At 67.0% G+C, this 26147-nt stretch carries 20 protein-coding genes; 10 read left to right on the top strand and 10 right to left on the bottom strand.

What is annotated here, in order from left to right; all coding sequences use genetic code 11:
- Nucleotides 1-9 precede the first annotated feature (9 nt).
- Together sucC and L1080_RS02050 are read right to left on the bottom strand one after the other, a co-directional pair.
- Nucleotides 10-1179 carry an ADP-forming succinate--CoA ligase subunit beta gene (gene sucC, locus L1080_RS02055; RefSeq protein WP_109332700.1) on the bottom strand — a complete coding sequence of 390 codons (1170 nt, stop codon included), beginning with the start codon at nt 1177-1179 and terminating at the stop codon, nt 10-12.
- A 168-nt stretch (nt 1180-1347) separates the two neighbouring features.
- Nucleotides 1348-3327 (bottom strand): hypothetical protein, encoded by a 1980-nt coding sequence (locus L1080_RS02050; protein ID WP_250771886.1) that lies wholly within the window; start codon nt 3325-3327, stop codon nt 1348-1350.
- 232 nt (nt 3328-3559) lie between these two features.
- On the opposite strand from L1080_RS02050, the gene L1080_RS02045 reads away from it, so the two are divergent.
- Nucleotides 3560-4678, top strand: coding sequence for a M23 family metallopeptidase (locus tag L1080_RS02045; RefSeq protein WP_159924909.1), 1119 nt, complete (start codon nt 3560-3562; stop codon nt 4676-4678).
- Nucleotides 4679-4758: 80 nt separating this feature from the next.
- Here L1080_RS02045 and pcrA read toward each other — a convergent pair whose 3' ends face one another.
- The gene (gene pcrA, locus L1080_RS02040) at nt 4759-7242 is read right to left on the bottom strand and encodes a DNA helicase PcrA (protein ID WP_250771891.1); all 2484 of its coding nucleotides are present in this window, start codon (nt 7240-7242) and stop codon (nt 4759-4761) included.
- 273 nt (nt 7243-7515) lie between these two features.
- Between pcrA and L1080_RS02035 the strand changes: the two genes are divergently transcribed.
- Nucleotides 7516-7812 (top strand): chorismate mutase, encoded by a 297-nt coding sequence (locus L1080_RS02035; protein ID WP_109332711.1) that lies wholly within the window; start codon nt 7516-7518, stop codon nt 7810-7812.
- 94 nt (nt 7813-7906) lie between these two features.
- Here the strand turns inward: L1080_RS02035 and L1080_RS02030 are convergent, their stop codons facing one another.
- Nucleotides 7907-9361: an NAD-dependent succinate-semialdehyde dehydrogenase gene (locus tag L1080_RS02030; RefSeq protein ID WP_250771894.1), complete on the bottom strand. Its 1455-nt coding sequence runs from the start codon at nt 9359-9361 to the stop codon at nt 7907-7909.
- Between the two features lie 69 nt (nt 9362-9430).
- Here L1080_RS02030 and pgi point away from each other — a divergent pair, with 69 nt between their 5' ends.
- A complete protein-coding gene (gene pgi / locus L1080_RS02025; RefSeq protein ID WP_250771897.1) occupies nt 9431-11083 on the top strand; it encodes a glucose-6-phosphate isomerase in 1653 nt (550 codons plus the stop codon).
- A gap of 20 nt (nt 11084-11103) precedes the next feature.
- On the opposite strand, the gene L1080_RS02020 is transcribed toward pgi, so the two are convergent.
- Nucleotides 11104-11883, bottom strand: coding sequence for an FAD:protein FMN transferase (locus tag L1080_RS02020; RefSeq protein WP_159924901.1), 780 nt, complete (start codon nt 11881-11883; stop codon nt 11104-11106).
- A 104-nt stretch (nt 11884-11987) separates the two neighbouring features.
- On the opposite strand from L1080_RS02020, the gene L1080_RS02015 reads away from it, so the two are divergent.
- Nucleotides 11988-13247: a hypothetical protein gene (locus tag L1080_RS02015; RefSeq protein ID WP_250771901.1), complete on the top strand. Its 1260-nt coding sequence runs from the start codon at nt 11988-11990 to the stop codon at nt 13245-13247.
- A 19-nt stretch (nt 13248-13266) separates the two neighbouring features.
- On the opposite strand, the gene L1080_RS02010 is transcribed toward L1080_RS02015, so the two are convergent.
- Nucleotides 13267-14616: an NAD(P)/FAD-dependent oxidoreductase gene (locus L1080_RS02010; RefSeq protein ID WP_250771904.1), complete on the bottom strand. Its 1350-nt coding sequence runs from the start codon at nt 14614-14616 to the stop codon at nt 13267-13269.
- A 45-nt stretch (nt 14617-14661) separates the two neighbouring features.
- On the bottom strand, nt 14662-15414 hold the full coding sequence (locus tag L1080_RS02005; RefSeq protein ID WP_250771907.1) for an SDR family oxidoreductase: 753 nt from the start codon (nt 15412-15414) through the stop codon (nt 14662-14664).
- Between the two features lie 85 nt (nt 15415-15499).
- Here L1080_RS02005 and L1080_RS02000 point away from each other — a divergent pair, with 85 nt between their 5' ends.
- From L1080_RS02000 to L1080_RS01985, 4 genes are all read left to right on the top strand, one after another.
- Nucleotides 15500-16933: a dihydrolipoyl dehydrogenase family protein gene (locus tag L1080_RS02000; RefSeq protein ID WP_250771910.1), complete on the top strand. Its 1434-nt coding sequence runs from the start codon at nt 15500-15502 to the stop codon at nt 16931-16933.
- Nucleotides 16934-16998: 65 nt separating this feature from the next.
- Nucleotides 16999-18579 (top strand): carboxylesterase/lipase family protein, encoded by a 1581-nt coding sequence (locus L1080_RS01995; RefSeq protein ID WP_250771913.1) that lies wholly within the window; start codon nt 16999-17001, stop codon nt 18577-18579.
- Nucleotides 18576-20045, top strand: a complete 1470-nt coding sequence (locus tag L1080_RS01990) for a carboxylesterase/lipase family protein (protein ID WP_159924891.1) — start codon at nt 18576-18578, stop codon at nt 20043-20045. The genes L1080_RS01995 and L1080_RS01990 overlap by 4 nt, the downstream gene beginning before the upstream one ends.
- A 174-nt stretch (nt 20046-20219) precedes the next feature.
- Nucleotides 20220-21131, top strand: a complete 912-nt coding sequence (locus tag L1080_RS01985; protein WP_250771916.1) for an SDR family oxidoreductase — start codon at nt 20220-20222, stop codon at nt 21129-21131.
- 27 nt (nt 21132-21158) lie between these two features.
- Here L1080_RS01985 and L1080_RS01980 read toward each other — a convergent pair whose 3' ends face one another.
- Complete coding sequence (locus tag L1080_RS01980; RefSeq protein WP_250771919.1) at nt 21159-21539, bottom strand: VOC family protein; 381 nt, start codon at nt 21537-21539, stop codon at nt 21159-21161.
- Nucleotides 21540-21683: 144 nt separating this feature from the next.
- Between L1080_RS01980 and L1080_RS01975 the strand changes: the two genes are divergently transcribed.
- Entirely contained in the window at nt 21684-22781 is a 1098-nt protein-coding gene (locus tag L1080_RS01975; RefSeq protein WP_250771922.1) for a CaiB/BaiF CoA transferase family protein, read from the top strand.
- Between the two features lie 43 nt (nt 22782-22824).
- Here L1080_RS01975 and yczR read toward each other — a convergent pair whose 3' ends face one another.
- A complete protein-coding gene (yczR, locus tag L1080_RS01970; RefSeq protein WP_250771925.1) occupies nt 22825-24309 on the bottom strand; it encodes a MocR-like transcription factor YczR in 1485 nt (494 codons plus the stop codon).
- A 62-nt stretch (nt 24310-24371) separates the two neighbouring features.
- Between yczR and L1080_RS01965 the strand changes: the two genes are divergently transcribed.
- Complete coding sequence (locus tag L1080_RS01965; protein WP_250771930.1) at nt 24372-24632, top strand: hypothetical protein; 261 nt, start codon at nt 24372-24374, stop codon at nt 24630-24632.
- Here L1080_RS01965 and L1080_RS01960 read toward each other — a convergent pair.
- Nucleotides 24601-26139 (bottom strand): alkaline phosphatase D family protein, encoded by a 1539-nt coding sequence (locus L1080_RS01960; RefSeq protein ID WP_250771933.1) that lies wholly within the window; start codon nt 26137-26139, stop codon nt 24601-24603. The two genes, L1080_RS01965 and L1080_RS01960, sit on opposite strands and share 32 nt — an antisense overlap.
- Nucleotides 26140-26147: the final 8 nt, after the last annotated feature.

Raw genomic sequence — 26147 nt, 5'->3', positions numbered from 1 at the left:
TAAGTCCCTTTACTTTGCGGCGAAGGCCAGCTCGGCAGCCTTGTCGGCGGCCTCGTCCATGGTTCCGACGACCGTGACCAGCGGGTGAGCGGCCTCGGCGAGGATGCGGCGACCCTCTTCGACATTGTTGCCGTCCAAGCGGACGACCAGCGGCTTGTTGGCCTCGTCACCGAGCGTCTTCAGGGCGCCGACGATGCCGTTGGCGACCGCGTCACACGCGGTGATGCCACCGAACACGTTCACGAACACACTCTTGACCTGCTCGTCGTTCAGGATGACGTCGAGCCCGTTGGCCATGACCTCGGCGGACGCACCGCCGCCGATGTCGAGGAAGTTGGCGGGCTTCACGCCGCCGTGCTTCTCACCGGCGTAGGCGACGACGTCCAGGGTCGACATGACCAGGCCGGCGCCGTTTCCGATGATTCCGACCTGTCCGTCGAGCTTGACGTAGTTGAGGTCGTTTTCCTTGGCCTTGAGCTCGAGCGGGTCGGTGGCGTCCTTGTCCTCGAACGCCTCGTGGCCGGGCTGACGGAAGGCAGCGTTCTCGTCCAGCGTGACCTTGCCGTCGAGCGCGAGGATCTGGTCGTCCGGGGTACGGACCAGCGGGTTGACCTCGACGAGGAGAGCGTCTTCCTTGATGAAGACGTCCCACAACTTCTGGATCGTGACGGCCGCTGCGTCGAGCACCTCGGCGGGCAGCTTTCCTGCCTCGGCGATGCTGCGCGCGAACGCGAGGTCGACACCCTTCACGGCGTCGACGGGGATCTTGGCGAGGGCGTCGGGGTTCTCCTCGGCGGTGACCTCGATCTCGACTCCACCTTCCACCGAACACATGGCCAGGTAGGTGCGGTTGGTGCGGTCGAGCAGGAATGAGATGTAGTACTCCTCGGCGATGTCACTCGCCTCTGCGACCAGGAGCTTCTTGACGACATGGCCCTTGATGTCGAGGCCGAGAATGGCCTCGGCGTTCGCCTGGGCGGCGTCGACGTCGGCGGAGTACTTGACGCCACCCGCCTTGCCGCGGCCGCCGACCTTGACCTGTGCCTTGATCATCACGGGCTTGCCGATTTCTTCGGCAATCTCGCGCGCGCCGGCGACCGTGTCGGTAACACGTCCAGCCGAAGTCGGCACCTCGTGCTTGGCGAAGAGTTCCTTCGCCTGGTATTCGAAGAGATCCATCTGCTCACCGTCTCGTCTGCGTTGACACCCGCTCGAGGGGTAGGAGCGGGTCTGTTTTGGACTTTAACCAGTTGCCGGGCCAGGTCTGCGCCCGCGTGCATGGTATGTGGTCCACATCACGCGATACGCCCCCCTGAGGTGCGCCTCACCGATTTTCCGGCGGGGTGCTCACCGTTTTCCGGTGCGTGCTGTGAGGGCCGCGGCAGCCGCAACCAACACTATGCCCACCGCGGACGGGATAACACCGGCCCCCATTTCCGGGGCTTCCAGCCGCGCTCGGGTGAGTGGCCAGGACAGCAGATACACCCCCATCGCGACGCCTGCCCCCAGGAGGAGTGCGCATGCCCGGGCAGGCCTCGCACGCGCGGCCACGATCACCGCGAGGACGACCGTCGCACCCAGCAACGCCCGCCCCCACACGTCGAGCCCCCAGGGAAGTTCCCCGAAGGTGGCGGCAGCGGAATGCTCGCCCACAGCATCGGTGCCGGAGAAGAGCGGAAGTGCCAGTCCGACGAACGCGAACAGGGCGCCGAGTCCCCCGACCACGAGGACCGCGAGGTCGGTCGAGCGCTCCTCGGAGGTATCGATCTCCTCCCGTTCCGCGGAACCGGCGAACCAGGTGAGCAGCCCGGTCACGGCGGCGGCGACCGCGGCACACCACAGCAGAACCGAGCCGGCGCCCGCGCTGATACCCGGTACATCGGTGGCGAGCACCACGGATTGGGTCACCGCCGCGACGGAGAAGGGAATGGTCACCCACAGAATTCCGACCGCGGGTCGCACCGCCGAAGCGAACTCGGAGAAGAACAACCAGATCGTTCCGACGGCGAGAACGATGGCGGCGACGAGGACGACCCGGGTGGCCAGAACGTCGGGGCGCGCCAACGAGGCGGGCGTGTCCAGCACCGGAAGCAATGCCCCGGTCGCGGCGAGGACGGCGGTGAGGGCTCCGGCGGTTCCGGCGGCGAGGTGCCATCGGGCGAGCCGTGCGCGCGCTGCCTCGGCTTCCGCTCGGGCGGCGGCCTTGGCAACGCCTTTCCCGGACGGCGTCACGGCCCCCGCCTTCCCCGCTGCTTGTGTTCCTGTCCGTTCCGGTGCGGCGCCGGCCAGCGCCCGCAGGATGCGACCATCGCGGGCACGGTCGACCGCGGGGACACACAGCCCCGCGAACACCAACGCGCCGGCTCCGACGGTTCCCCACACCGAGCCCGGCCCGACCCCGATGCGTTCACCCGCGGCCAGTCCTGCCACGAGGCGCGTCCCGACTACACCCAGAGCAGCGAGCCCGGACCCGATCAGGACTCCCGCCGACACGGGCGGGGAGATCGACGCCAACGCGGAGGCGACGGCGATCAGGACGGCGACGGCCATCGCCGCGGCCCCGATCGAGGTCGCGAGATCGGATTCGACCACGGTCGGCACGAGGATGACGGGATCCGAGGACACGAGGGCGGGCGCGAACAGTGCTCCGACCAGCACCACGGCCGCTGCCACCGTCACCGCGGACAAGAGGAAGCCGACTCGCGCTCCGGTCGCGCGTCCCACCTGTTCGGAACTGCGCGCATCGCCGTAGCCGTCGAGGAGGGAGCAACGGTGGACCGCCACCATCCCGAGAAGGCCGGCGAGCACGATCAGGATGTGACCGGCCACGAGGGTGTAGGCGCCGGTGCCCGCGGTGAGTTCCGCCGCCGTCTGCGGACGGAACAGCTCCAGTCGGTTGGCATCGATTGCGTCCGTCCACAGCTGAACGTCCAGGATGGCAGCGCCGATCGAGACCGCACCCGCGCCCGCGAGGAGGCCGCCGGCGAATGCCGTCCTGCGCGCGACGAGGGTGGCGATCGCCACGATCGGCGCTGCAAGGGCGAATACTGCCGCCCACACGGCCGCGGCGCCGACTCCCGGCAACTCCGTGGCGCCTACCGCCGGCCGTGCCGCTTGCAGGACGGGTGCGGCAGCGACACCCAGTCCTCCGGCGAAAGCCAGGAGGGCAGCGGTCGTGCACCCTCGACGCGCCCTGTCGGGATCCGGCTCCTCGACCGCGGCGGATCGAGCGCCGCCTCCCGGGGAAGGAATACGTTCGGGCTCGGCTCTGGGAATACGTTCGGGCTGCGCCCGGGGGCCTTCTCCGGAACGAGTTGATGACGCCACGGACCGACGCTAACGCCTCGCACCCGGCCCGCGGCCGGTGTGACACGCGCTTCTCCGCTGGAGATCGAATCGAGACCGATTACCCGCACCCACATTCCCCCAGCTCACGTTGTGATGCCCGTCACAAGTAGCTGTTCATTCGCGTTACAGGTTGCGCGCATCGCAACCGTTTCGTTACCGTCGCCAAGGTCTAAGTCACAGGCAGGTCACGAGCAGGAGGTTGGACGGGCGTATGCACCACCGCAGCCAGTTCACGGCCAGCCGTTTTGTGAATCACCACGCTGACGAGGAACGTGAGCCTTCGTTCTCGGTTGGTCACAACGACGAGGTCACGCCCACGTATCCCCCACGATCGGTCGAGCGTTACACCGAGACCGATAGTTCTGAGATTTCCACAATGTTCTCCCGTGATTCGCATTCGCCCCGCTCCAGCAGGCACAACGCTCCGCGTTCCGGCCAACACGACGCTCCGCGTTCGGGCCATCACCGCGTCGAGGCTGTGAGCAGTTACGACTCCGAGTTCGACATCCCCGGCTTCATTCCCCGCAGCGGTATCGAGTCCCCCGAGGGCACGCCCTCCCACTCCCGCCGCGGAGCGCACCGACTTCCCACTCCCCCCTCGGCCCTCAAGGGCCGCGCAGCCGTTCTCGCAGTCGCAGCGGGCGCCGTCGTCGCAGCAGGTCAGGCCGCCGTCAGCGGCTCTTCGTCCAACTCCACCGATCACTCCGAGGTCGCCCTCGCCAGTGACGAGTCGAGCGTCATCGGCACCACCGCCGAGCCGCAGGCGGCCCAGTTCTCCACTGTCGCCGACACCGTCGCATCCGAGTCGAACGCCCCTCAGGTCCTGAACGTCGCAAATCCCACCGACCTGTCCCAGTTCAGCAACCTCCTCGCCAAGGGACAGCGCTTCAGCGAAGAGCGCGCCGCCCGCGAGGCTGCGGCCCGTCGGCCTTTGTTCGTTCTCCCCACGATCGGCACCTTCACCTCGAACTTCGGATCGCGCTGGGGCACGCTCCACGCGGGCGTCGACATCGCGGCCCCCATCGGCACCCCCATCGTGGCCGTGGCAGACGGCGAGGTCATCGACTCCGGGCCGGCTTCCGGGTTCGGCATGTGGGTCCGCCTGAAGCACGCCGATGGCACCGTCACCGTCTACGGGCACATCAACACCTCGAACGTCACCGTGGGCCAGAAGGTTATGGCGGGAGACCAGATCGCCACCGTCGGCAACCGCGGATTCTCCACCGGCCCGCACCTGCACTTCGAGGTTCACCTCGGCGGCGAGAACAAGGTCGATCCCCTGCCGTGGCTGGCCTCGCGCGGCATCAGCCTCGGCCCCGAGATGGACTGAGCGAAAAACACTCCGGAACGCAACCACAGACGACTGCGGCGCATGCACAGTGCATGCGCCGCAGTTGTCTGTGTCCAGCCCTACAGCTTGGTCATGGGGACTCCACCGATCAGCATGAGCCGGACCTTGCCGGCGCTTCCGAAGTCGATCGTGACGGTGGCAGTCGGTCCGGCACCCTTGGTCTCCAGCACCGTGCCGAGACCGTATTTGTCGTGGGTGACACGGTCGCCGACGGCGAGGACCAGGTTGTTGTTGCGTGAGCGGGCCGCACCGAAACTCGGCGTACCGGACGCACTGCCGCCGTAACTGTGGCCACCGTAACCCTGGCCGCCATAGCCGGAGCTTCGGGCGCGGCCGCCACCGATCGCGCCGCCGGAACCGATGCCGGTTCCCGGGTCCTCACGACGCCAATGCACCAGATCGGTCGGGATCTCCTGCAGGAACCGTGACTCCGGATTCTGGATGGGTTGTCCCCACGCCGACCGGATGACTGCGCGGGTGAGATACAGCCGCTTCCGGGCACGGGTGATGCCGACGTAGGCCAGCCTGCGTTCCTCCGACAGTTCGGTGGGGTCGCCGAGCGCCCGCATGTGCGGGAACTGACCGTCTTCCCATCCGGTGACGAACACGATGGGAAATTCGAGCCCCTTCGCCGTGTGCAGAGTCATCATGGTGACGACGCCCTCGTCGGAGTCGGGCAGCTGGTCCGAATCGGCCACCAGCGACACTCGCTCGAGGAAGGCGGCCAGGGAGCCGGGGTCGGGTTCACCGTCACGCGCGTCGACGTCACCGTCCTCGGGGCTGTCGATCAGCCCGGCAGCATTGCGGGCGTCGGAGCTGAACTCCCTTGCAACACTCACCAATTCGTTGAGGTTGTCGAGCCGGGCACCGTCCTGTGGGTCGCTGCTGGCGGCAAGCTCGGCGCGATACCCCGTCCGCTCGAGCACCGCCTCGACGACGTCGCCGATGTCGCCCAGCTGATCGGGGACCACTTCGTCCGAGCTGAACTCGGGCGGCAGCATCATCCGCAACCCGTCCATCAACTCGAGGAAGGACGCGATGGCCTTCTGTGAGCGGGTGTTCAGCAACGGCACCCGGCCCTCGCCGCCATCGCGCAGCGCCTCCGCGAAACTGATTCCCCGTTGCTCGGAATGCACCGCCACGCACGCCTCGGCCCGGTCCCCGATGCCACGGCGCGGGGTATTGAGGATGCGACGCAGACTGACAGTGTCGTCCTCGTTGGCGAGCACCCGCAGATACGCGACGATGTCGCGAACCTCCTTGCGCTCGTAGAACCGCACGCCGCCGACCACCTTGTACGGAACACCGAGGCGGATGAAAATCTCCTCGAGCGCACGCGAGGAGTTGTTGGTGCGGTAGAACACCGCGACATCAGCGAACTTGGCTTCTCCGGAATCGACCAGCTTGTCGATTTCCGAGGCGACGAAGGACGCCTCGTCGTGCTCGTTGTCGGCGACATAGCCGGTGATGAGCTCGCCCTCGCCCGAGTCGGTCCACAGCCGCTTCTCACGACGGCCCGTGTTCTTGGAGATCACGGAGTTCGCCGCGGAGAGAATGTTCTGCGTGGACCGGTAGTTCTGCTCGAGCAGGATGGTGCGGGCGTCGGGATAGTCGCGCTCGAACTCTTCGATATTGCGGATGGTGGCCCCACGGAACGCGTAGATCGACTGATCCGCATCGCCCACCACACACAGTTCGGCAGGAGCGATGCTGTGCTCGGCATTCGGGTCCGCCGTTGTGCTGCCCACCAGTTCGCGGACCAGCATGTACTGCGCGTGGTTGGTGTCCTGGTACTCGTCGACCAGCACATGCCGGAACCGGCGCCGATAGTACTCAGCGACCTGCGGGAACGCCTGGAGCATCGCGACGGTCTCGCCGATCAGGTCGTCGAAGTCGAGGGCGTTGGCCGAGCGCAGCCGCTGCTGGTAATGGCCGTACACCTTCGCGACGAGACGCGGCAGCTCCGCCGGATCCTTGTCGGCGTCGGCAGCGGCCTGCTCCGGGTCGACCAGCTCGTTCTTCAGATTCGAGATGTGGGTGGCGAGAAGCCGCGCGGTGTATCGCTTGGTGTCGAGGTTCAGATCTTTGGAGATCATCGTCAACAAGCGCCGCGAGTCGTCCGCGTCGTAGATGGAGAAGTTGGAGTTCAGTCCCGGGAGCAGCGCGGCCTGGGCGCGCAGGATGCGAACGCAACTCGAATGGAACGTGGACACCCACATGTTGTTGGCACGCGGACCGACCAGGTGCGCGACCCGCTCGCGCATCTCCGCCGCCGCCTTGTTGGTGAAGGTGATGGCCAGAACCTGGCCCGGCATCACACCACGTTCCGCGAGCAGGTACGCGATACGGCGGGTGAGCACTGCCGTCTTCCCTGACCCGGCGCCCGCGACGATGAGAAGCGGAGAACCGGCGTGCACGACAGCCTCGCGTTGCTGCGGATTGAGGCCCTCGAGAAGGGTGTCCGAGCCGGCGCGCGCGGGCGTGGATGCGCGCGGCGTGGCCACGGCACCGGTGTGCGAAGCAGTACGCGAAATAGTGTTCATCGTCCACTAAACCTACCGGCGTCTACCGACAGCGTCACAGCCGCTTGGCCTGCGTGGTACCCCCGTGGCAAACTGGTACACGTGTTCAGTCAGCCATCGCGCCCCCTGTGGCGATTTTTTTATGGGTACCGGCCTCCGGTGCCCGTGAACTGAACAGCTCACGAGCCCCGAGGTCCGCACCGGATCCGGGGCTTTTTTCGTCAAACGAGCCTGGATCGGTAACGACTCGAGCCGAAACAACGATCCACGTTCTGACAAGAGGGAGACGAACCAATGAGCACTCAGACCGTCGCATCAGCCGCCAAGGACACCGCTGTTCCCACCAGCGAGGCCGAGATCGAGGTTCTCCGTCAGGAGATCGACAAGCTCGACGCCGAGATTCTCGCCGCGATCAAGCGCAGGTCCGAGGTCTCGCAGATCATCGGTGCCACCCGCATGGCATCCGGCGGCCCGCGCCTGGTCCACAGCCGCGAGATGAAGGTGCTCGAGCGGTTCAACGAACTCGGCCAGGAAGGCCACACTCTCGCCATGCTCCTGCTGCGCCTCGGGCGCGGCCGCCTCGGTCACTGAGCCCCTTCGGTCACCGAGTCGCCCCGACCGAGTCGCTGGGCGCGGCCGCGGTCGGTTCACGACAGTGGCCGCCTCACCCGGTGCCCCTCGGTCTCTACGATTCGAGTGCCACGTACTTGGTCTCCAGGTACTCCTCGATACCTTCACTGCCCCCTTCGCGCCCGAAGCCTGATGCTTTGACGCCGCCGAAGGGGGCAGCGGTGTCCGATATGACGCCCCGGTTGACGCCCACCATGCCCGTTTCGAGGAGATCGGCGACGCGAAGCGCACGGTCGAGGTCCCTGGTGAAGATGTAGGCAGCGAGTCCGTATTCAGTATCGTTCGCCGCGGCGATGCCCTCGTCTTCGGTGTCGAAACCGCTGATCGCGGCAACAGGGCCGAACACTTCCTCTTTCAGAATTCGGGCCTGTGGTGGGACGTCGTCGAGGACGGTGGCCGGATAGAAGTAGCCCGACCCTTCCGGCGCCGCACCGCCCAGCCGGACGCGGGCTCCCGCACCGACGGCGTCCTGCACGAGTTCGCTGACGGTCTCGAGCTGATCCGCGTTGATCAGCGGGCCGAGTGTGGTGTCGGGGTCCTGCCCCGGTCCGAGTGTGTACGACGACATCTTGTCGACGAGCTTGGCGGTGAATTCCTCGCGGACACTGTTCGCGACGTGGAAACGGTTGGCGGCCGTGCACGCTTCGCCCCCGTTTCGCATCTTCGCGAGAACGGCGCCCTCTACCGCTGCGTCGACGTCGGCGTCGTCGAAGACCACGAAGGGCGCGTTGCCACCCAGTTCCATCGACGTGCGCAGCAGACCCTTGGCCGACTTCTCGATCAGCATGCGCCCGACCCCGGTGGAACCGGTGAACGTGAGCTTGCGCAGGCGCCGATCGTCCAGCAACGGTCCTGTCACTTCCCCGGACTTCGACGTCGGCAGTACGGACAGGACACCCTTCGGCAGTCCCGCGTCGGCCATGACCTCGGCCAGCAACAGCATGGTCAGCGGCGTCTCGGAGGCAGGCTTGACGATCATGGTGCAGCCCGCGGCCAGCGCAGGACCGATCTTTCGAGTGCCCATCGCGAGAGGGAAGTTCCACGGGGTGATCGCGAGACACGGACCGACCGGCTGCTTGGTGACGAGCACCCGTCCGTTGCCGGCGGGCGCGGGTGTGTAGCGGCCGGAGATCCGCACCGCCTCTTCACTGAACCAGCGAAAGAACTCGGCGCCGTACTTCACCTCCGCCTTGCTCTCCGGTAGGGCCTTGCCCATTTCCAGGGTCATCAACAGGGCGAAGTCGTCGGCACGCTCGATGATCCTGTCGAACACGGCTCGCAGCAGTTCACCGCGGGCGCGGGCCGGCGTGGCCGCCCACTCGCTCTGAACCGCCACTGCGGCGTCCAGAGCTTTCATCGCGTCGGCCGGACTGGCGTCCGCCACCTCGGTGAGGGCCTCACCTGTGGATGGGTCGAAGACGGTGAAGGTGGCACCGTTTTCGGCGTCGCGCTGCTCACCACCGAGGAAGAGGGTCGTCGGAACTTGTCGAATGAGTTCGCGGGAATCCATGGGGTCCATCATGCGCCGCACCAGACTTCACACGGAAGTTTCGACGCGCGGGCACTAAGCTCGAACCTCGTGAGCTCAGACATCACTGGAACCGCTGCCTGGCAGAAATTGCGCGATCATCACGCCCGAATCCAGTCCGTTCATCTGCGGGAGCTCTTCGACCAGGATCCGGCTCGGGGCCACGAACTCACCGTGTCTGCGGGCGATCTGTATATCGACTACAGCAAGCACCGCGTCGATCGCGCGACCCTCGAGTCGCTGCTCAATCTGGCGCGCAGTGCAGACCTGGAAGCGCGCCGGGACGCGATGTTCGCGGGCGAGCACATCAACACGTCGGAGGATCGCGCCGTCCTCCACACCGCTCTCAGGTTGCCTGCCGGCGCGTCGCTCACCGTTGACGGCCAGGACGTAGTGGCGGACGTGCACGAGGTTCTCGATCGTATGGGCGATTTCACCGATCGGTTGCGGTCCGGGGAATGGCGAGGCGCCACGGGCGAGCGGATTACGACCGTCGTCAACATCGGCATCGGCGGGTCCGATCTCGGGCCGGTGATGGTGTACCGGGCTCTGCGGCACTATGCCGATGCCGGGATCAGCGTGCGGTTCATCTCCAACATCGACCCGTCGGATCTGGTGCGCACGTTGCACGGTCTCGATCCGGCCACGACGCTCTTCATCGTGGCGTCCAAGACATTCTCCACACTCGAAACCCTCACCAACGCCACTGCCGCCAGGCGGTGGCTTCTCGACGGACTGGGTCTCGGGACCGATGCTGTGGCAAAGCATTTCGTTGCGGTCTCGACCAATGCCGACCGCGTGGCCGACTTCGGTATCGACACTGCCAACATGTTCGGATTCTGGGACTGGGTCGGGGGACGGTACTCGGTCGATTCGGCGATCGGTCTGTCGGTGATGGCCGCGATCGGCAGGGAGCGTTTCGCGGAGTTCCTCGCCGGGTTCCACGCGGTGGACGAGCATTTCCGGACGGCTCCATTGGAGGAGAACGCGCCGGTTCTGCTGGGGCTCCTCGGGCTCTGGTACTCCAACTTCTTCGGCGCCGAGTCCCGTGCGGTGCTGCCGTATTCCAACGATCTCGTGCGCTTTGCGGCTTACCTGCAGCAGCTGACGATGGAATCGAACGGCAAGTCGGTGCGGGCCGACGGGTCCCCCGTTCCCGCCTCCACCGGGGAGATCTTCTGGGGTGAGCCGGGCACCAACGGCCAGCACGCCTTCTACCAGCTTCTGCACCAGGGGACGCGGCTCGTTCCCGCCGACTTCATCGGCTTCGGCGAGCCCACCGACGACCTGCCCACCGCGGACGGCACGGGCAGCATGCACGACCTGCTGATGAGCAACTTCTTCGCCCAGACCAAGGTCCTGGCGTTCGGCAAGACCGCGGAGGAGATCGCGGCGGAGGGAACCCCGGAGCACCTGGTGCCGCACAAGGTGATGCCCGGAAACCGGCCGTCCACCACCATCCTCGCGCCGAAGCTCACCCCGTCCGTCATCGGGCAGCTCATCGCGCTGTACGAGCACCAGGTGTTCGTCGAGGGCGTCATCTGGGGCATCGACTCGTTCGATCAGTGGGGTGTCGAACTCGGGAAGACGCAGGCGGTCGAATTGCAGCCGGTGCTCACCGCCGCGGAGTCACCTGCCGCGCAGAGTGATACGTCGACGGACAGCCTGGTGCGCTGGTACCGCCGTCAGCGCGGTCGGGCCTGACTGACCAGTTCTCGCCTGACCTACCAGTTCTCGGTGGTGTAGACGCGGCCCGAGCGATCCGCCAGCCGGGCGCGCAGCTCCTGCTGTTCGATCCAGCGGATGGCGCCGATGCCCCGTGCGAGAGCGGCGACACTGGCGGCGTAGGCCCACAGCGCGTCGTCGGCGATCACCGTCACCGATTCCCATTCGGTTTTCGACGGCGGTTCGCTGACGGGCGGCGCGAATGCTGTCGCCATCGCCGTTCCGTTCACCAGTTCGACATCTCCGTTGCCGGGCACCGAAATCTGCCAACCGCCGGCCGGGCAGTGACCCGCCGTAGCGATCACGTCGCCGATACGCACCGCTGCACCGCACTCGAGTTCGCGCGCGACGAGCGCCGCCGCACGATCGACCGTATCGGCCTTCGCGGTGTCGGTGATGTCCAAGGATGCGCCCCACGGCGCGAACACCACGTCGTCGTCGATCTGGATGTCACGGAAACTCGGTGCCGGATGCACGGTCGGAATGAGGGTGTCGTCCGCCATCTCGGAGGCGAGCGGGTCGACCACACCATCGGTCATCCGCGCCGCCCACAACGCGGAACGAAGCAGCGCCGACATCCGCCGGCTCACCTTCACCGGTGCGCCTTGCGACAGGTTCACGGCGTGAATCTCGGCATCCCCGCGCTGAAGGTCGCACACCGCCTCGGTTTCCTCGATCACACCTGCGATCAGCGCGGTCGCCTCGGGCAGTGCAGCACCCTCGGTGACGTCGACTTCCACGACGGAACCCCAGACCTTCCACTTCTCGACACTGACCATGGTGTGCTCCGTGTGCAGTTCCTTCACTGTGCTGCAAATCCAGTATGCGCCGGTTGTCCAGGAGATCGTGCGCCTGTGTTGCCACCGGTCGTAGACTCCGGCAGGTGAGCGCCCGGTTAAGCGTTGTCGACGAGATGTTTCTCCGCACCCATCGGGGGTGGGGAACGCCGATCGTGATGCAGGGTCTGTGGCGCACCGACGGCCGGATCGACGAGGAAATCCTGGAGTCTCTCCGCGTCCTGCTGTCACGCGGTCCGCTGGGTAGGCGGGTGATCCGCTCGCGGGTCCCTGGTGCCCGGCCACGGTTCGCGCCCAGCTCGGAAACATTCCACGTCGAGTACGCCACCGTCCCTGCCGCGGCGTTGCTCGAATGGGCCGACGAGCAGGCCGCCTTGCCGGTCGACCCCGAACGGGGCCCCGGGTGGCGGCTGGCCTGCGGACGACTCGACGGCGGCGGCACAGTGCTGTCGCTGGTGTGTTCACACGTGCTCGCGGATGCGAGGGGCCTGACCGCCGCCATCGCGGACGCGTTGCAGGGCACGCCACCCTCCGCTGCGCCGCGTCACCGTGGACCGATCGATGACGTCTGGGACGCGGCCCTTCTGACCCGACGGGTCACCGAAGGAACGGTGCGCGCAGTTGCCGGCCTTCTGATCGATTCCGACCGCCGCACCGACCTGCGCGACTTCGTACGCGCCGACAGCACGGCGCCCCCCGAGGTGTTCCACCGTAGGGCCGCCTCCGCGGTGGTAGACGTGGACGCAGGCGCCTGGGATGTCGCCGCCGAGGAGTCCGGCGGGACGGCGAACAGCCTGTTCCTGTCGGTGGTCGCCGAGATCGCCCGCCGCGACGACGAGTCGGCGCCTCTGACGATCAGCGTGCCGATGGATCTGCGCGGCCGCGGCGACTCCACCGAGGCCGCGAACTCGGTCGCAATGGTCGAGGTGGCGGTGGCACCGGGCGACACCGTCGCCGATGTCCGTGCGTCGAGTCGTGCGGCGTTCACCTCGACACCGATGACGAGCCCGGCAGGCTTCCCGGAAGAAATGCTGCAACTGATCCCCGACCGGCTCGCCCACGCGCTGACGGGCAACCCCGGTGAGCGGGACGTTCTGTGCTCGAACATCGGGCCGCTTCCCGACGCACTCGGTGTCCTGGGTGGACATCACACAACAGGTATCGCCACGCGGGCCGTGCACCCCGGCATCGTCTCCAGCCGCACGAGGATGTCGGCCTACCTCAGCAGGTTCGACGGGCGCTACACCCTCGCCCTGGAATCACTCGATGTCCGAAGCCACACCGCTCTCCGTGAACGTGCCGAGAACGTGCTGAGCCGGCACGAACTCCGGGCCAACGGCTGGTGACGTCCCGCAAAGTCGACGGTCAGGCGTCGTAGGGCTGACGCGCCGACTGCGGATCGCCGTAGGTGATGGCTCGCTCCCGCCGCGCGCCCGACGCAAGCGTGGCCGCCCAATTCAGCAACGTGCCGAACCTGTTGCGGTAGCCCGCGAGGAAGGCGATATGGATGACTCCCCACGACACCCACCCGACAGCACCGGACATCTGGATAGGCCCCGCCTGAACGAGCGCGTGCCTGCGGGCGATGTACGCCGCGCTGCCGAGATCGCGGTATTTGAACGGTTTACGGTCGGGTTCTCCACGCTCGACGGTGCGGGCAATGCACCCGGCGGCGTGCCTGCCACCCTGCATCGCCACCTCGGCCACACCGGGAAGTTCTTTCAGCGCCATCATGTCGCCGACCACCCAGACGTTGGGGTGACCCGGCACGCTGAGGTCGGGATTCACCTCGATGCGACCACCCGCGGCCTGCTTCACGCCGAGCGCCTGTGCGAGTACGGAGGCGAACGGGACCGCCTCGACGCCGGCCGTCCACAGGATGGTCCGCGCGTCGAACCGGTTCTTGGTCTTCGCCCCGTCCTTGGACGTCGTCTCGACGCTCGTCGCCGACACATCCGTCACATGCACGCCCAGATGTGTTTCGACACCGATCTTGTCGAGTGTGGCCTGCGCTGCCGCCGACAGCTTGCGGTTGAACGACGGCAACACCCGGTCGCCGCCGTGCAGGAGCAGTACCCGCGCCTCACCGGGATCGATGGACTGGAATTCGTGAGCGAGGGCCCGCAGTGCGAGTTCCCTGATCTGCCCGGCCAGTTCGACCCCGGTGGGCCCACCGCCGGCGACGGCGAAGGTCAGCCACGGCTTCCGCTCTTCGGGGGTGGGAAGCGACTCGGCCATTTCGAAGGCCGAGATGAGCTTTCGCCGGATCGCGAGGGCGTCGTCGAGAGTCTTCATGCCGGGCGCCCACTGGATGTACTCGTCGTGACCGTGATACGCCTGGCGCATCCCGGCAGCGACGATCAAGTAGTCATAGGGAACATCGAAGGTGGAGCCGTCGAATCTGCTTGCCGTCAAGACCTTTTCGTCGGTGTCGATCGACTGCGCTTCCCCGAGGGCGACGTGAATGTTGCTGTAGCCGCGGAGCAGGTGCCGCAACGGAGTGGTGATTTCCCCTTCGGACAGGAGCCCCGTGGCGCACTGATACAGCAGCGGCTGGAAGACGTGGCTGGTTCCCCGATCGAGCAGAGTGACGTCGACGTCCACACCCCGGAACCGCTTGGCGGCATACACGCCACCGAATCCGCCGCCGACGATCACCACCCGCGGCCGCGAGCGCTGCAAGCCGAGAGACGAAGATTCCTGGGTTGTCGTCACTGTGGACACCTCACGCTCGTCGTCACTGGCCGGCACAGCTCAGTCCTACACGAACCGTGATGTCCATGCATGCGGAAGGAACCTCAGCGCCACGTCGATTGCTTTCCACTTGGTGCCGGGCAACGCCACCCGGCGGGATTCCTTGTCGATCGCGTCGACCATCGCGGTGACGCCCTCGTCCAGGCTTGCGGTCATCGAGTCGCTGTCACCGGCCTTGCCCGACATCTCGGTAGCGATGTATCCGGGCAACAGTGTGGTCACCGCGATCGGACTCTTCACCAGTTCCGCCGTCAACGCCTCCCCGAGCGCGGAGACGCCGGCCTTGCTGGCCGAATAGGCCGCCTTCGGACCGGGCAGACCCCGATCGGCACTGATCGACGACACGAGCACGAGATGACCGAAATTCTGTTTCCGAAATATCTGGAGGGCGGCCTCGCACTGCGACAGCGCGCCGACGAAGTTGGTGCGGGCGGTGGCGAGATTGGCGTCGGCACGGCCCGTCCCGATCCTGGACCCCTTACCGAGTCCGGCGTTGACGATCACCCGGTCGAGACCGCCCAGCTCGTCGCGTAACTCCCCGAAGACGCGTACCACCGCTTCGTGATCGGTGACGTCGAGTTCGCGGATCGCAACGGTGACTCGGGGATGCGCTGACCTCAGTTCGTCGCGTAAGGCTTCGAGGCGGGCACCGCGCCGCGCGCAGAGCGCGAGGTCTCGCCCCTGGGCGGCGAATCGGCGGGCCATTTCCTCGCCCAGGCCCGAGCTGGCTCCGGTGATCAAGATCTTGTTGCGCATCATCCGGTCACGATACTTGCGGGCACACTCACCGCAGGCGTGCTCGAAGTTCTGACAGCCGACCCTCGACCGGCCTACCGTGACAGGCATGACTGACTCGGTGGACGACGCGGAAGAGTACGACGTCATCGTGATCGGAGGCGGCCCCGCGGGTGAGAACGCGGCGAGCTATGCCATCGCGGGCAGCGAGCGCACCGCCGCACTGATCGAGCACGAACTCGTCGGCGGCGAGTGTTCGTACTGGGCCTGTATGCCGAGCAAGGCGTTGCTGCGTCCCGGGGAGGTCCTGGGGGCCGCACGCAACATGGCCGGTGTATCCGCCGGAGCCCTCGATCCGCAGGCCGTACTCGCCCGGCGGGACTCGTTCACCAACAACCACGACGACTCGTCGCAGGTGATGTGGGCCGATGCGCAGGGAATCGAGGTGATCCGCGGCTCGGCGTGCCTGGCCGGCGAGCGGACGGTGACGGTGGGCGGCTCCCGCCGTATCCGCGCCCGGCACGCCGTCGTCGTGGCGACGGGAACCACGGCAACAATTCCGGACACACCCGGGCTCCGCGCAGCCTTGCCGTGGGCCTCGCGGGATGCCACCAATCTGCGGGAGGTTCCGCGCCGGGTCGCGGTGATCGGCGGCGGCGTCGTAGCCTGCGAGAGCGCGTCGTGGCTGCTCGACCTCGGTGTCGAGGAACTCACCATGGTGGTGCGAGGCCGAGGGCTACTCGCGAAGAACGAGCCGTTCGCCGGGAAGCTGGTGGCCGAGGGACTCGAAAAGAAGGGCGCCCGACTCCTCTTCGGCGCCGACCTCCGCGGTGTGGAGCGGCGCGATGCGCAGGACACCGGTGTCGGCCGGATCCACGGCGGCCCCGCCACGCTCGACGTGGCCGGGCAGGACCCGTTCGAGGTCGACGAAATCGTGGTCGCGACCGGCCGCACCCCTGCGACTTCGGGGTTGGGGGTCGACCCGCGACTGCTCGACGCGCGCGGTTACCTTCCCACCGACGACCACATGACGACACCGGACGGATGGTTGTACGCCGTCGGCGACGTCAACGGGCGGGCATTGCTCACTCACATGGGCAAATATCAGGCGCGGGTCTGTGGTGACGTGATCGCGGCGCGTGCGGAGGGAAGACCGCTCGACGGTTCCCGCTACATTGCGTCCGCCGATCACGGTCAGGTTCCCCAGGTGGTGTTCTCGGACCCCGAGGTCGCTGCTGTGGGGATCACCGAGAAGGAGGCCCGCGACGCAGGCGTGGACGTCGAGACGGTGGAAGTCGACATCGCCGTCGCGGGCTCGTCCCTCTCTCGCGACGATTTCGGCGGCCACGCGAAACTTGTCGTCGACAGAGATACCGACACCCTGTTAGGTGCGACGTTCGCCGGCACGGACGTCGCCGAACTGGTGCATGCCGCGACGGTAGCCGTCGTGGGAAGGGTGCCGCTGGACGCCCTGTGGCATGCGGTGCCGTCCTACCCGACGGTGAGCGAGGTGTGGCTGCGGCTGCTCGAGGCACGGCGCTGAGCGGTCCCTGCTGCGAGAACGCCGTTCAAATCGGTTTCTCAGGAGGTCTACGTATAGTCGCCGACATGGCGTCCGACATTCGCACGACAGGCACAGTCGCGACCGACAGGGCAGCGACGACCGACAGGGCAGCGACCGACACAGTGGTGAAGACGACCGACGGGAGGGTGCGCGGCCGACGGCTCGACGACCTCGTGGCCTGGCGCGGGATTCCCTATGCTGCCCCGCCGGTAGGTCCGCTGCGACTGCGGGCGCCCCAGCCGGTCACCCCGTGGAGCGGGGAACTCGACGCCACCGAGTTCGGGGACGCGGCAGTGCAGCACAAGAAGTTCACGGTGCTGCGGCCGGGCAAGTACCAGCCGAGCAGTGAGAACTGTCTGACCCTCAACGTTCTGGCCAGGCCCGGCACCACCGGCAAGCCCCGCCCGGTGATGGTGTTCGTCCACGGCGGCGCATACACACTGGGCATGTCTGCGACCGCACTGTACGGCGGTCAGTCACTGGTACGCCGGGGCGATATCGTCTACGTGTCGATCAACTACCGGCTCGGTTCGCTCGGCTACCTCGATTTCACCCAGTTCTCCACCCCCGAGCGGCCATTCGATTCCAACCTCGGGCTCCGCGACCAGGTGGCGGCACTCGAGTGGGTGCAACGCAACATCGCCGGATTCGGTGGCGACCCCGACAATGTCACCCTGTTCGGTGAGTCCGCAGGCGGAAACGCCGTCACCACGTTGATGACCACACCTTCCGCTCGCGGCCTGTTCGCTCGTGCGATCGCCGAGAGCTCGGCGCCCGGTCTCGTCACGACGGCCGAGCGGGCCGCCGGGTGGGCCGCCGACTATGTGAAACTCCTGGGCGCCGAACCGGAGAACGCGGCCGAGGCCTTGAGTACCTCACCCGTCGGAGCGCTCGGTCGAGCGGGAAACCGGTTGGGTGCCAAGGTTCTGGTGGAGACTCCCGGGCTTCACCCGTTCGGTCCCGTGATCGACGGGGACTTTCTTCCGAAGCCACCGCTCGACGCGTTCTCCGACGGCTCCGCGCACCGTGTCCCGCTGATCATCGGCACCAACAGCCGTGAGGGCACACTGTTCCCGAAGGTCTTGGACGCCCTGCCCACCGATCCTGCGCGGATCGGCCGGATGTTCGAGCTCACCGACCCGGCGGCACAAGCCCGCGTCACCGCAGCGTATCCGGGCTATCCAGCCCCCGACGCCGCGGTGGACCTCGGTGGTGACCTGACGTTCTGGAAGCCGTCGGTGGAACTGGCCCAGGCGCATTGCGCCTACGCACCGACGTACAGTTATCGGTTCGACTTCGCTCCGCGAATCATGACATGGCTCGGACTCGACGCCACCCACGGATTCGAATTACTCGCCGTCTTCGGGGTCGCCGACACTCGTTTCGGTCGCGCGCTCACGTTGGCGGGGGGTCGACGCGGACTGAAAGACGTGACCGATACGGTGCAGAGGAACTGGTTGCAGTTCGCCACGCACGGAACACCTTCGGCTGCGTGGCCGAGATACGACACCGATCGGAGGGCAACGCTCGTGTTCGACACCGTCACCACAGTCCAGGACGATCCGCGCAGGGAACGTCGACTGGCGTGGGAAGGGTACGAGGGCTACTACGGGCAGGGCCTGTGAGTCCACTCGAAGTCCACACCGAGAGCGGCGCCGTCGGAGGGCGTCGACTCGACGACCTGATCACCTGGCGCGGAATCCCGTACGCGGCTCCCCCGGTGGGCCCGTTACGGTTACGTGCCCCGCAACCGGCCCAGCCGTGGTCGGATGTCCGACGAGCCTTCCACTATGGGGCAAGCGCGCCCCAAGGTAGCGGGCCGTGCGACGAAGACTGCCTGACTCTCAACGTGGTGGCTCCCGCGGAGCCGTCCGCGACGCCGCGCCCGGTGATGGTGTTCATCCACGGAGGCGCGTATTCGGGGGGAAGCTCTTCGTCCTCGCTGTACGGTGGCCACTCGCTGGTACGGCGCGGCGACATCGTCTATGTGTCCATCAACTACCGGCTCGGCGCCCTGGGATACGTCGATTTCAGCCAATTCTCCACGCCGGAGCGGCCTTTCGACTCGAATCTCGGCCTCCGCGATCAAATGGCTGCGCTCGAGTGGGTGCAACGCAACATCACCGAGTTCGGTGGCGACCCCGACAATGTCACGATCTTCGGTGAGTCGGCCGGCGCCAACGCCGTCACTACCCTGATGGGAACACCCGCCGCGAAAGGACTGTTCAGCAAGGCCATCGCACAGAGTCCGCCGGCGGCGTCGGCATACCATCCCGAGCGGGCGGCACGGTGGGCACGCGAATTCGTCGAGATCGCGGGAGTGCCCCTTTCCGAGGCCGCGACCTGGCTGCAGACCGCGACGGCCTCCGACTTCGTCGAAGTGGGAACCACTTTGGCGGATCGGGGCGCCGACGAGGAGCCCGGAACACGAGTGTTCGCACCGGTAGTAGACGGCTTCCTGCTTCCCGCTCACCCGCTCGATACCTTCGCCTCCGGTTCCGGTCACCCGGTTCCCTTGATCATCGGCACCAACCAGTACGAGGGCCGGGTGTTCCCGCGGTTCCTCGATATTCTGCCCACCGACGCCACCCGCATCGAAAAAATGTTCTCGCATGTGGACGAGTCCGTGAAAAAGCGGGCGATCTCCGCGTACCCCGGCTATCCCGGTCGGCGTGCTGCCGCGGACCTCGGCGGTGACGTCACGTTCTGGGAACCATCCCTACTCTGCGCAGAGGGTCATGCCGCCGTAGCCCCCACCTACAGTTACCGATACGACTTCGCTCCCCGCCTCCTCCGCCTCGCCGGGCTCGGTGCCACGCACGCCACGGAGATGTACGCGGTGTTCGGGCTGACCGGACCCTGGGCGCGGGCACTCACCGCACTCGGTGGGTGGAAAGCGCTACGCACCGTCACCGACACGGTGCAGTCGCACTGGCTCCATTTCGCACGGCACGGCACGCCGGCGCCCGGCTGGCCCACCTACTCGCGGGAGAACAGGGAAACCCTCATCATCGACGAGAGAAGTCGGGTCGAGAACGATCCGCTCGGCGAGCGTCGTCGCGCCTGGCTCGGCTACGAACACCGGCGCTAGTCCACTTCCGGAACGTCGTCGCGAGTCGCGCAGGGCCTGCGGTTTCAACCCCGCAGGCCCTGCGGTTTCACCCCCGCAGGCCCTGCGGTTTCACCCTCGCAGGCCCTGCGGTGTGCCCTACTCTGAAACACCCGCACACTCGCACGCCTGTTCTCCGCGGTACCGGAGGTGAACATGATCGAACACGACGATCTCGCAGGACTCACCACGGTGGTCACCGGCGCCACGTCCGGACTGGGCGCGGAGACGTGCCGTCAGTTGGCGGCCCGCGGTGCGACGGTCGTGCTGGTCGGCCGCGACCGGGCGAAGGTCGACGAGACGATCGCCGAGTTGTCGTCGGCATACGACCCTGGCCGGTTGAGTTCGGCAACGGCCGACCTGTCCTACCTGGTCCAGGTGCGGAATCTGGCCGAGGAACTCCGGCATCGATTCCTCCGCATCGACGTGTTGATCAACAATGCGGGGATCGATGTGGGAGAGCGTCGCCTCACCCCGGACGGCATCGAGTCGACCTTCGCGGTGAACTACCTCGCGCCGTTCGTACTCGGCACCGCCCTGGCCGACGCCATGGCGCAGGCCGCCACCACGGATGCCGCCGGCTTCCGCCACCCCGCGCGCATCGTCAACGTCAGCTCGTCGGGGCATCGCGGTGGGCACCTCGACTTCGACGACCTGCAGGCCTCGAACGGCAAGTTCCGCGGCCAACGCGTATATAACAATTCCAAGCTCGCACTCACCCTGTTCAGTCGGGAATTGGCGCGGCGCTTCGACCCGGCACGGCTGGTGGTGAACTGCGCGGATCCAGGCTTCGTCAAGGGCACCACCCTCGGCCGCGACCTTCCGTTCGGCTACCAGGTGATCGGAACCCTGCTCACTCCGTTCATGGCCGATGTCGAGAAGGGCGCGAAGACGATCGTGTGGACCGCCACGGCCGCCGAGGCGGGCAAGTTCACCGGCGCCTACGTCAAGGCCTGCAAGGTAGTTCAGCCGAGCAAGGATGCACGGAACCCCGAACTCGCGGCCAGGTTGTGGGATGCCACCGAGGCGCTGGTGGCCGGACGTGGCGGCGCCGACCTCGACGCCTGAGGTCCGGGTACTCACAGGTTCGGGTACTCACGGGTTCGGGTACTCGAACAACGACAGGACGTTCCCGTGCGGGTCCCGGAACCATGCCACGCGGATGCCGTCCGGCGCGGTCCAGGCGGCGTGCTCGTCCTGGTCCATGCCGGGATACTCGGTGAACGAGATCCCTTTGGTCCGGAGTGCGTCGACCACACCGTCGAGATCGGGGACCTTCCATCCCAGCACCGTGTACCCGGTGTCGGCACGCGACTGGACCAGCGTGACCCTTAGCAGTGACCCGTTGCAGTTCAGGGCGAGCGCGAATTCGTCGCGGGAGTCGAGCTCGAGCCCGAGGGTGTCCACGTAGAACATCTGGGAGACGTCGAGGTCGGTGCTGGGAACGAAACTGACGAGCTCACCCGGAAAACTCATGCATCAACTTTGCGCCGCCCACCCACCGCGGGGCAAGGGAGCGGAGTTACACGACGGCCGTGTCGTGACCCGCGGCACAACTCCCTCACCCGGCAAGTTAACGTCGATTCGACAGGTTGTCCCGCATCGGAATGAGGAACTCGAGTGTCTGCTCCCGTTACAGAGAAGAAGGGCCCGCTCGCGGGCATTCGCATTGTCGAATTCGCAGGTCTGGGACCCGGCCCCCACGCGGCCACCCTGCTCGCCGATCTCGGTGCGGACGTCGTCTGCGTGCAGCGCCCCGGCGTGATCCCGCAGGACGGACCCTACGACCAGATTCAGCGCGGACGTCGCGTCGTCGAAGCCAACCTCAAAGATCCCGCGCAGGTCGAGAAGGTGCTGGAGCTGATCGAGCGCGCCGACGTCGTCATCGAGGGCTTCCGCCCCGGCGTCACCGAACGCATGGGCCTGGGCCCCGACGTCTGCCTCGAGCGCAACCCGCGGTTGGTCTACGGCCGGATGACCGGCTGGGGACAGGAAGGCCCGCTGGCCAATGCCGCCGGCCACGACATCAACTACATCTCCCTCACGGGTGTCCTCCACGCCATCGGGCGTAAGGGTGAGCGCCCGGTTCCCCCGCTGAACATGGTCGGCGACTTCGGCGGCGGCTCCATGTTCCTCATCTTCGGCATCCTGTCCGCGCTGGTGGAACGCCAGACCTCCGGCAAGGGTCAGGTGGTCGATACCGCGATGGTGGACGGCGCCCTGGCGCTGTCGCACATGATGTGGGCTTTCCGTGGCCGCGGTGTCTGGTCGGACGAGCGGGGCGTCAACCTCCTCGACACCGGCGCGCCGTTCTACGACACCTACGAGACGGCCGACGGCAAGTACATGGCCGTGGGATCGATCGAGCCGCAGTTCTACGCCCTGTTGCTGCAGGGACTCGAACTCGACGCCGCCGACCTGCCGCACCAGATGGACGTGTCCGCGTGGCCGCAGATGAAGAAGGTCTTTGCCGAGAAGTTCCTGTCGAAGACCCGCGACGAGTGGGCCGCGATCTTCCTCGGCACCGACGCATGCGTGTCCCCGGTCCTCACCTTCTCGGAGGCGCCGTCCAATGAACACATCGCCGCCCGCGGCTCACTGATCGAACTCGACGGCGTCACCCAGCACGCCCCGGCCCCGCGCTTCTCCCGCACCCCCGCCGGCGCACCCACCCCGCCTGCACGCGAAGGCGTCGACATCGACACCGTCTGGACCTGAGCGCAGTGGCAGAGTACGTTTCCACGTCCTCTGCCACTCCCTCTCAGACGACCAGGGACGGTTCGGCCAGCTCCGGTCCGACGGCCAGGGTGGCGTACGCGGCGGCGATGCCGTCGACGCCGCGTCGCAATTGATCGGGTGTCCGGGCGTACGGCAATCGGATGAATCGCTCGAAGGCGCCCTCCACGCCGAACCGTGGTCCAGCGGCGAGCAGCACGCCGAAGTGGGGCGCCGTCGCAGCCAGCGCGGTCGACACCGGAGCCGGAAGCCGCAGCCACAGCGACATGCCGCCGGAGCCTATGGTCGGGACCCAGTCGGGAAGTCGATCGGCCAGGGCGTCGAGCATGGCACTGCGCTGCTCGCGCAGCTCGTCACGCCTGCGGGTGAGCACCGCGTCGTCGTCGGTGAGCAGGTGTGCGGCCGCCAGCTGGTCCATCACCGGTGTGCCCAGGTCGACCGCTGCGCGGGCGCCGACGAGACGTGAGATCAACGACGGATCGGCGCGTATCCACCCGACCCGCAGCCCGCCCCAGAACGACTTGGCCGTCGACCCGATGGTCACCACTTCCGTTTTCGCCGTTCCCCGGCCGTACGCGGCGACCGGCCCCGGCGACGGCTCGTCGAGCCACAGGTCGACCATTGTCTCGTCGACGATCAGCGTCATCCGCGTCTCACGGGCGATCTTCGCGAGTTCCGCTCTGCCGGGTCCGTCGAGGCACAGACCGGTGGGGTTGTGGAAGTCGGGAATCAGATACGCCATTCGCGCGGCGGTCTGCCGCGCGGCGCTCCGGATTCCGTCGAGGTCCCAGGCCGCGGAACCGCCTCCCTCGGGACGGACGGGAACGGGCACCGGCCGCGCCCCCACTCTCCGGATCGCCTCCAGCGCATTGGGATAGGTGGGATGGTCCACCAGCACCCGCTCCCCCGGGGCGGTCAGCACGTTCAGCAGCAGTCGCAGGGCGTGCTGCGCGCCCGAGGTGACCATGATCTGTTCGGGTGTCGTGTCCAGTCCGCGGGCCCGATAGCGGGCGGCGATCACGTCGCGCAAGGCGCCGATGCCCACCGGTTCCATGCCGTGCGTCGGAAGGAACTGCGGAAGAGACTGCAAGGCAGAGGAGTACGCATTCTCGACCGCCTCTCCCGGCGCTGCCATCGCCGCATAACTGAGATCGATCATCGCACCCTCCGGCCCCGGCTGATGCGCGCGGAACATGAGGCCGTTCTGACGGGATCCGGGCGGCAACGCCACCGTGCTCCGCGACCCCTGTCGGCTGATCAGGTACCCCTCATCGCGCAGCACCGAATACGACGACGTGATCGTCGTGCGGCTCAGTTCCAGCACCGACGCCAGTTCGCGTTCGCTGGGAAGTGCCACACCCAGGGGGACGCGGCCGTCGTGCACGAGCAGCCGGATGCTGTCGGCGAGCGCCCGGTATGCCGGGCGGACCGCCGAACGACGGGTGCTGTCGTCCTGCCAGTTGCCGAGGTCCCTCGCCAGCGAACGCGCACCGAGTACACGGGTCATCATGCAGTCCAGTATCGGCCCTGTGGCTATTCGATCCCAAGCCAGTCGGGCGCAGAGTTGACCCCATGACGACACTCCTCACCCTCGCCTGCATCATCCTCCTGGCCGCGGCCGTCGCCCGATACGGCCCCAAAGAAGGAGGTGAAGGCCTGTTTCGCGTGGAGCAGTTTCGCCTGGGCGCACCTCTCGGTGGCATATTCGCCGATCCACCGAGCAGTCCAGAATCTGCCGACTGGACTGCTCGCCCGATGAGCACCGACGGTAGTTCAGGGAGCCTTGCGGATTCCCGCGATGTCACCGAGCAGGAGGCGCCAGCACCTGACTGAACAGCACCGTCCCGGCCGCGTCGAACAGGTCGACCCGCAACTCGGACGTCTCCCCGTCGATGAAGACCTCCCCGAAATGCTGGTATCCGTCGAGGGGTGAGGAATTCGGGGCAGGGGGTGCGTGGACGAACACAGCCTCGGGACCGAACGTCGGATCGAGGTCGTTGGGGCCGAAACCACCGGCGTTGAGCGGGCCCGACACGAACTCCCAGAACTCGTCGAAATCCTTGTACGCGGCACGGTCCGGCGAGTACCGGTGCGCGGCGGTGTAGTGCACGTCCGCGGTGAGCCAGACGGTTCCCGTGACGCCGCCCGCCTTGATCGCGGACAGTACCTGCGCGATCTCGGATTCACGGCCCGACGGTGGTCCCGGATCCCGGTTGGCGATGCCCTCGAACGCGGTGTCGCCGTCCGGTACCACCACCCCGAGCGGAAGGTCGTTGGCGATGATCTTCCAGGTCGCCGTCGACGCACCGAGTTCGCGAATCAGCCAGTCCTTCTGTGCTGCGCCGAGGATCTGTCCGGCCGGACCGGTATTGACACCGTTCGCATCCTTGTAGGTGCGCATGTCGAGCACGAAGACGTCGAGAAGAGGTCCGTAGCCGATCTTGCGGTACACGCGCCCGTCGACCGCCTCGGTGGGCTCGATCGGAAGCCACTCGTGGAACGCCTGGAATGCCCGCTGCGCCAGAACGTCGACGCTCTTCTCCGAGTAGGCCTCGGCGCTGAGGAGTTCGCCGGGATACCAGTTGTTGACCGTTTCGTGGTCGTCCCACTGAACAATCTGCGCGACAGAGGAATTGAAGGTTCTGTAGTGCTGGTCGCTGAGGTTGTAGGCGTACTGACCGCGGTACTGGTCCAATGTCTGCGCGAGCGCACTCTTGGCCTCGGTCACCGTGTTCCGCCAGATACGGCCGTCCGGCAGCGCAACCAACTCCTGCAGGGGTCCGTCGGCGTAGACGACGTCACCGGAGTGGAGGAACAGATGCGGGTCGCGTGCGGCCATCGTTTCGAATATCCGCATACCGCCGAGGTCGGGGTTGATTCCGTAACCCTGACCCACCGTGTCTCCGGACCACTGCAGCCGGATGTCGCCCGCGGTACTCGGTGCGGTGCGGAAGACACCCGTCACCGCCTCCGAGGAGGCGCCGTCGTCACCTTCGAGGGTCACCCGGTAGTGCACCTGCTGCCCGGCGGGTAGTCCGGTCACACGCAACCGTCCGGTGCCGTCCGTGTCCGGGGTGAGCAGTCCACCCTCGAATCGGACCGGGTCGGTGAACGACTCGGTGGCCGCCGTCTCGACGATCATCGTCGCCGGCCGGTCGGACCTCGCCCAGATCACTGCGCCGTCGGCGCGCACATCGCCGGCGGCAACTCCATGGGTCAGCGCGGGCCGGGGGCGTAGGAGGGTGGGACTCGAACCGGCCGAGCCGGAACACCCGGCGGCGGGAACAGCGAGTACTCCGAGAGCGGTGGCGCGGAGCAGGGTACGGCGCGACAGGTGCACGGGACATC

It is taken from the genome of Rhodococcus sp. MSC1_016 (assembly GCF_023667485.2).
GTDB lineage: Bacteria > Actinomycetota > Actinomycetes > Mycobacteriales > Mycobacteriaceae > Rhodococcus_F > Rhodococcus_F oxybenzonivorans.
Note: the sequence above shows the minus strand (reverse complement) of the source record. Positions and strands in the feature narration are given on the sequence as shown.

Coding starts and splice junctions, on each gene's coding strand:
- sucC (WP_109332700.1), bottom strand. CDS start 1,179: ATGGATCTCTTCGAATACCAGGCGAAGGAACTCTTCGCCAAGCACGAG.
- L1080_RS02045 (WP_159924909.1), top strand. CDS start 3,560: ATGCACCACCGCAGCCAGTTCACGGCCAGCCGTTTTGTGAATCACCAC.
- pcrA (WP_250771891.1), bottom strand. CDS start 7,242: ATGAACACTATTTCGCGTACTGCTTCGCACACCGGTGCCGTGGCCACG.
- L1080_RS02035 (WP_109332711.1), top strand. CDS start 7,516: ATGAGCACTCAGACCGTCGCATCAGCCGCCAAGGACACCGCTGTTCCC.
- L1080_RS02030 (WP_250771894.1), bottom strand. CDS start 9,361: ATGGATTCCCGCGAACTCATTCGACAAGTTCCGACGACCCTCTTCCTC.
- L1080_RS02020 (WP_159924901.1), bottom strand. CDS start 11,883: ATGGTCAGTGTCGAGAAGTGGAAGGTCTGGGGTTCCGTCGTGGAAGTC.
- L1080_RS02005 (WP_250771907.1), bottom strand. CDS start 15,414: ATGATGCGCAACAAGATCTTGATCACCGGAGCCAGCTCGGGCCTGGGC.
- L1080_RS02000 (WP_250771910.1), top strand. CDS start 15,500: ATGACTGACTCGGTGGACGACGCGGAAGAGTACGACGTCATCGTGATC.
- L1080_RS01995 (WP_250771913.1), top strand. CDS start 16,999: ATGGCGTCCGACATTCGCACGACAGGCACAGTCGCGACCGACAGGGCA.
- L1080_RS01985 (WP_250771916.1), top strand. CDS start 20,220: ATGATCGAACACGACGATCTCGCAGGACTCACCACGGTGGTCACCGGC.
- L1080_RS01980 (WP_250771919.1), bottom strand. CDS start 21,539: ATGAGTTTTCCGGGTGAGCTCGTCAGTTTCGTTCCCAGCACCGACCTC.
- yczR (WP_250771925.1), bottom strand. CDS start 24,309: ATGATGACCCGTGTACTCGGTGCGCGTTCGCTGGCGAGGGACCTCGGC.
- L1080_RS01965 (WP_250771930.1), top strand. CDS start 24,372: ATGACGACACTCCTCACCCTCGCCTGCATCATCCTCCTGGCCGCGGCC.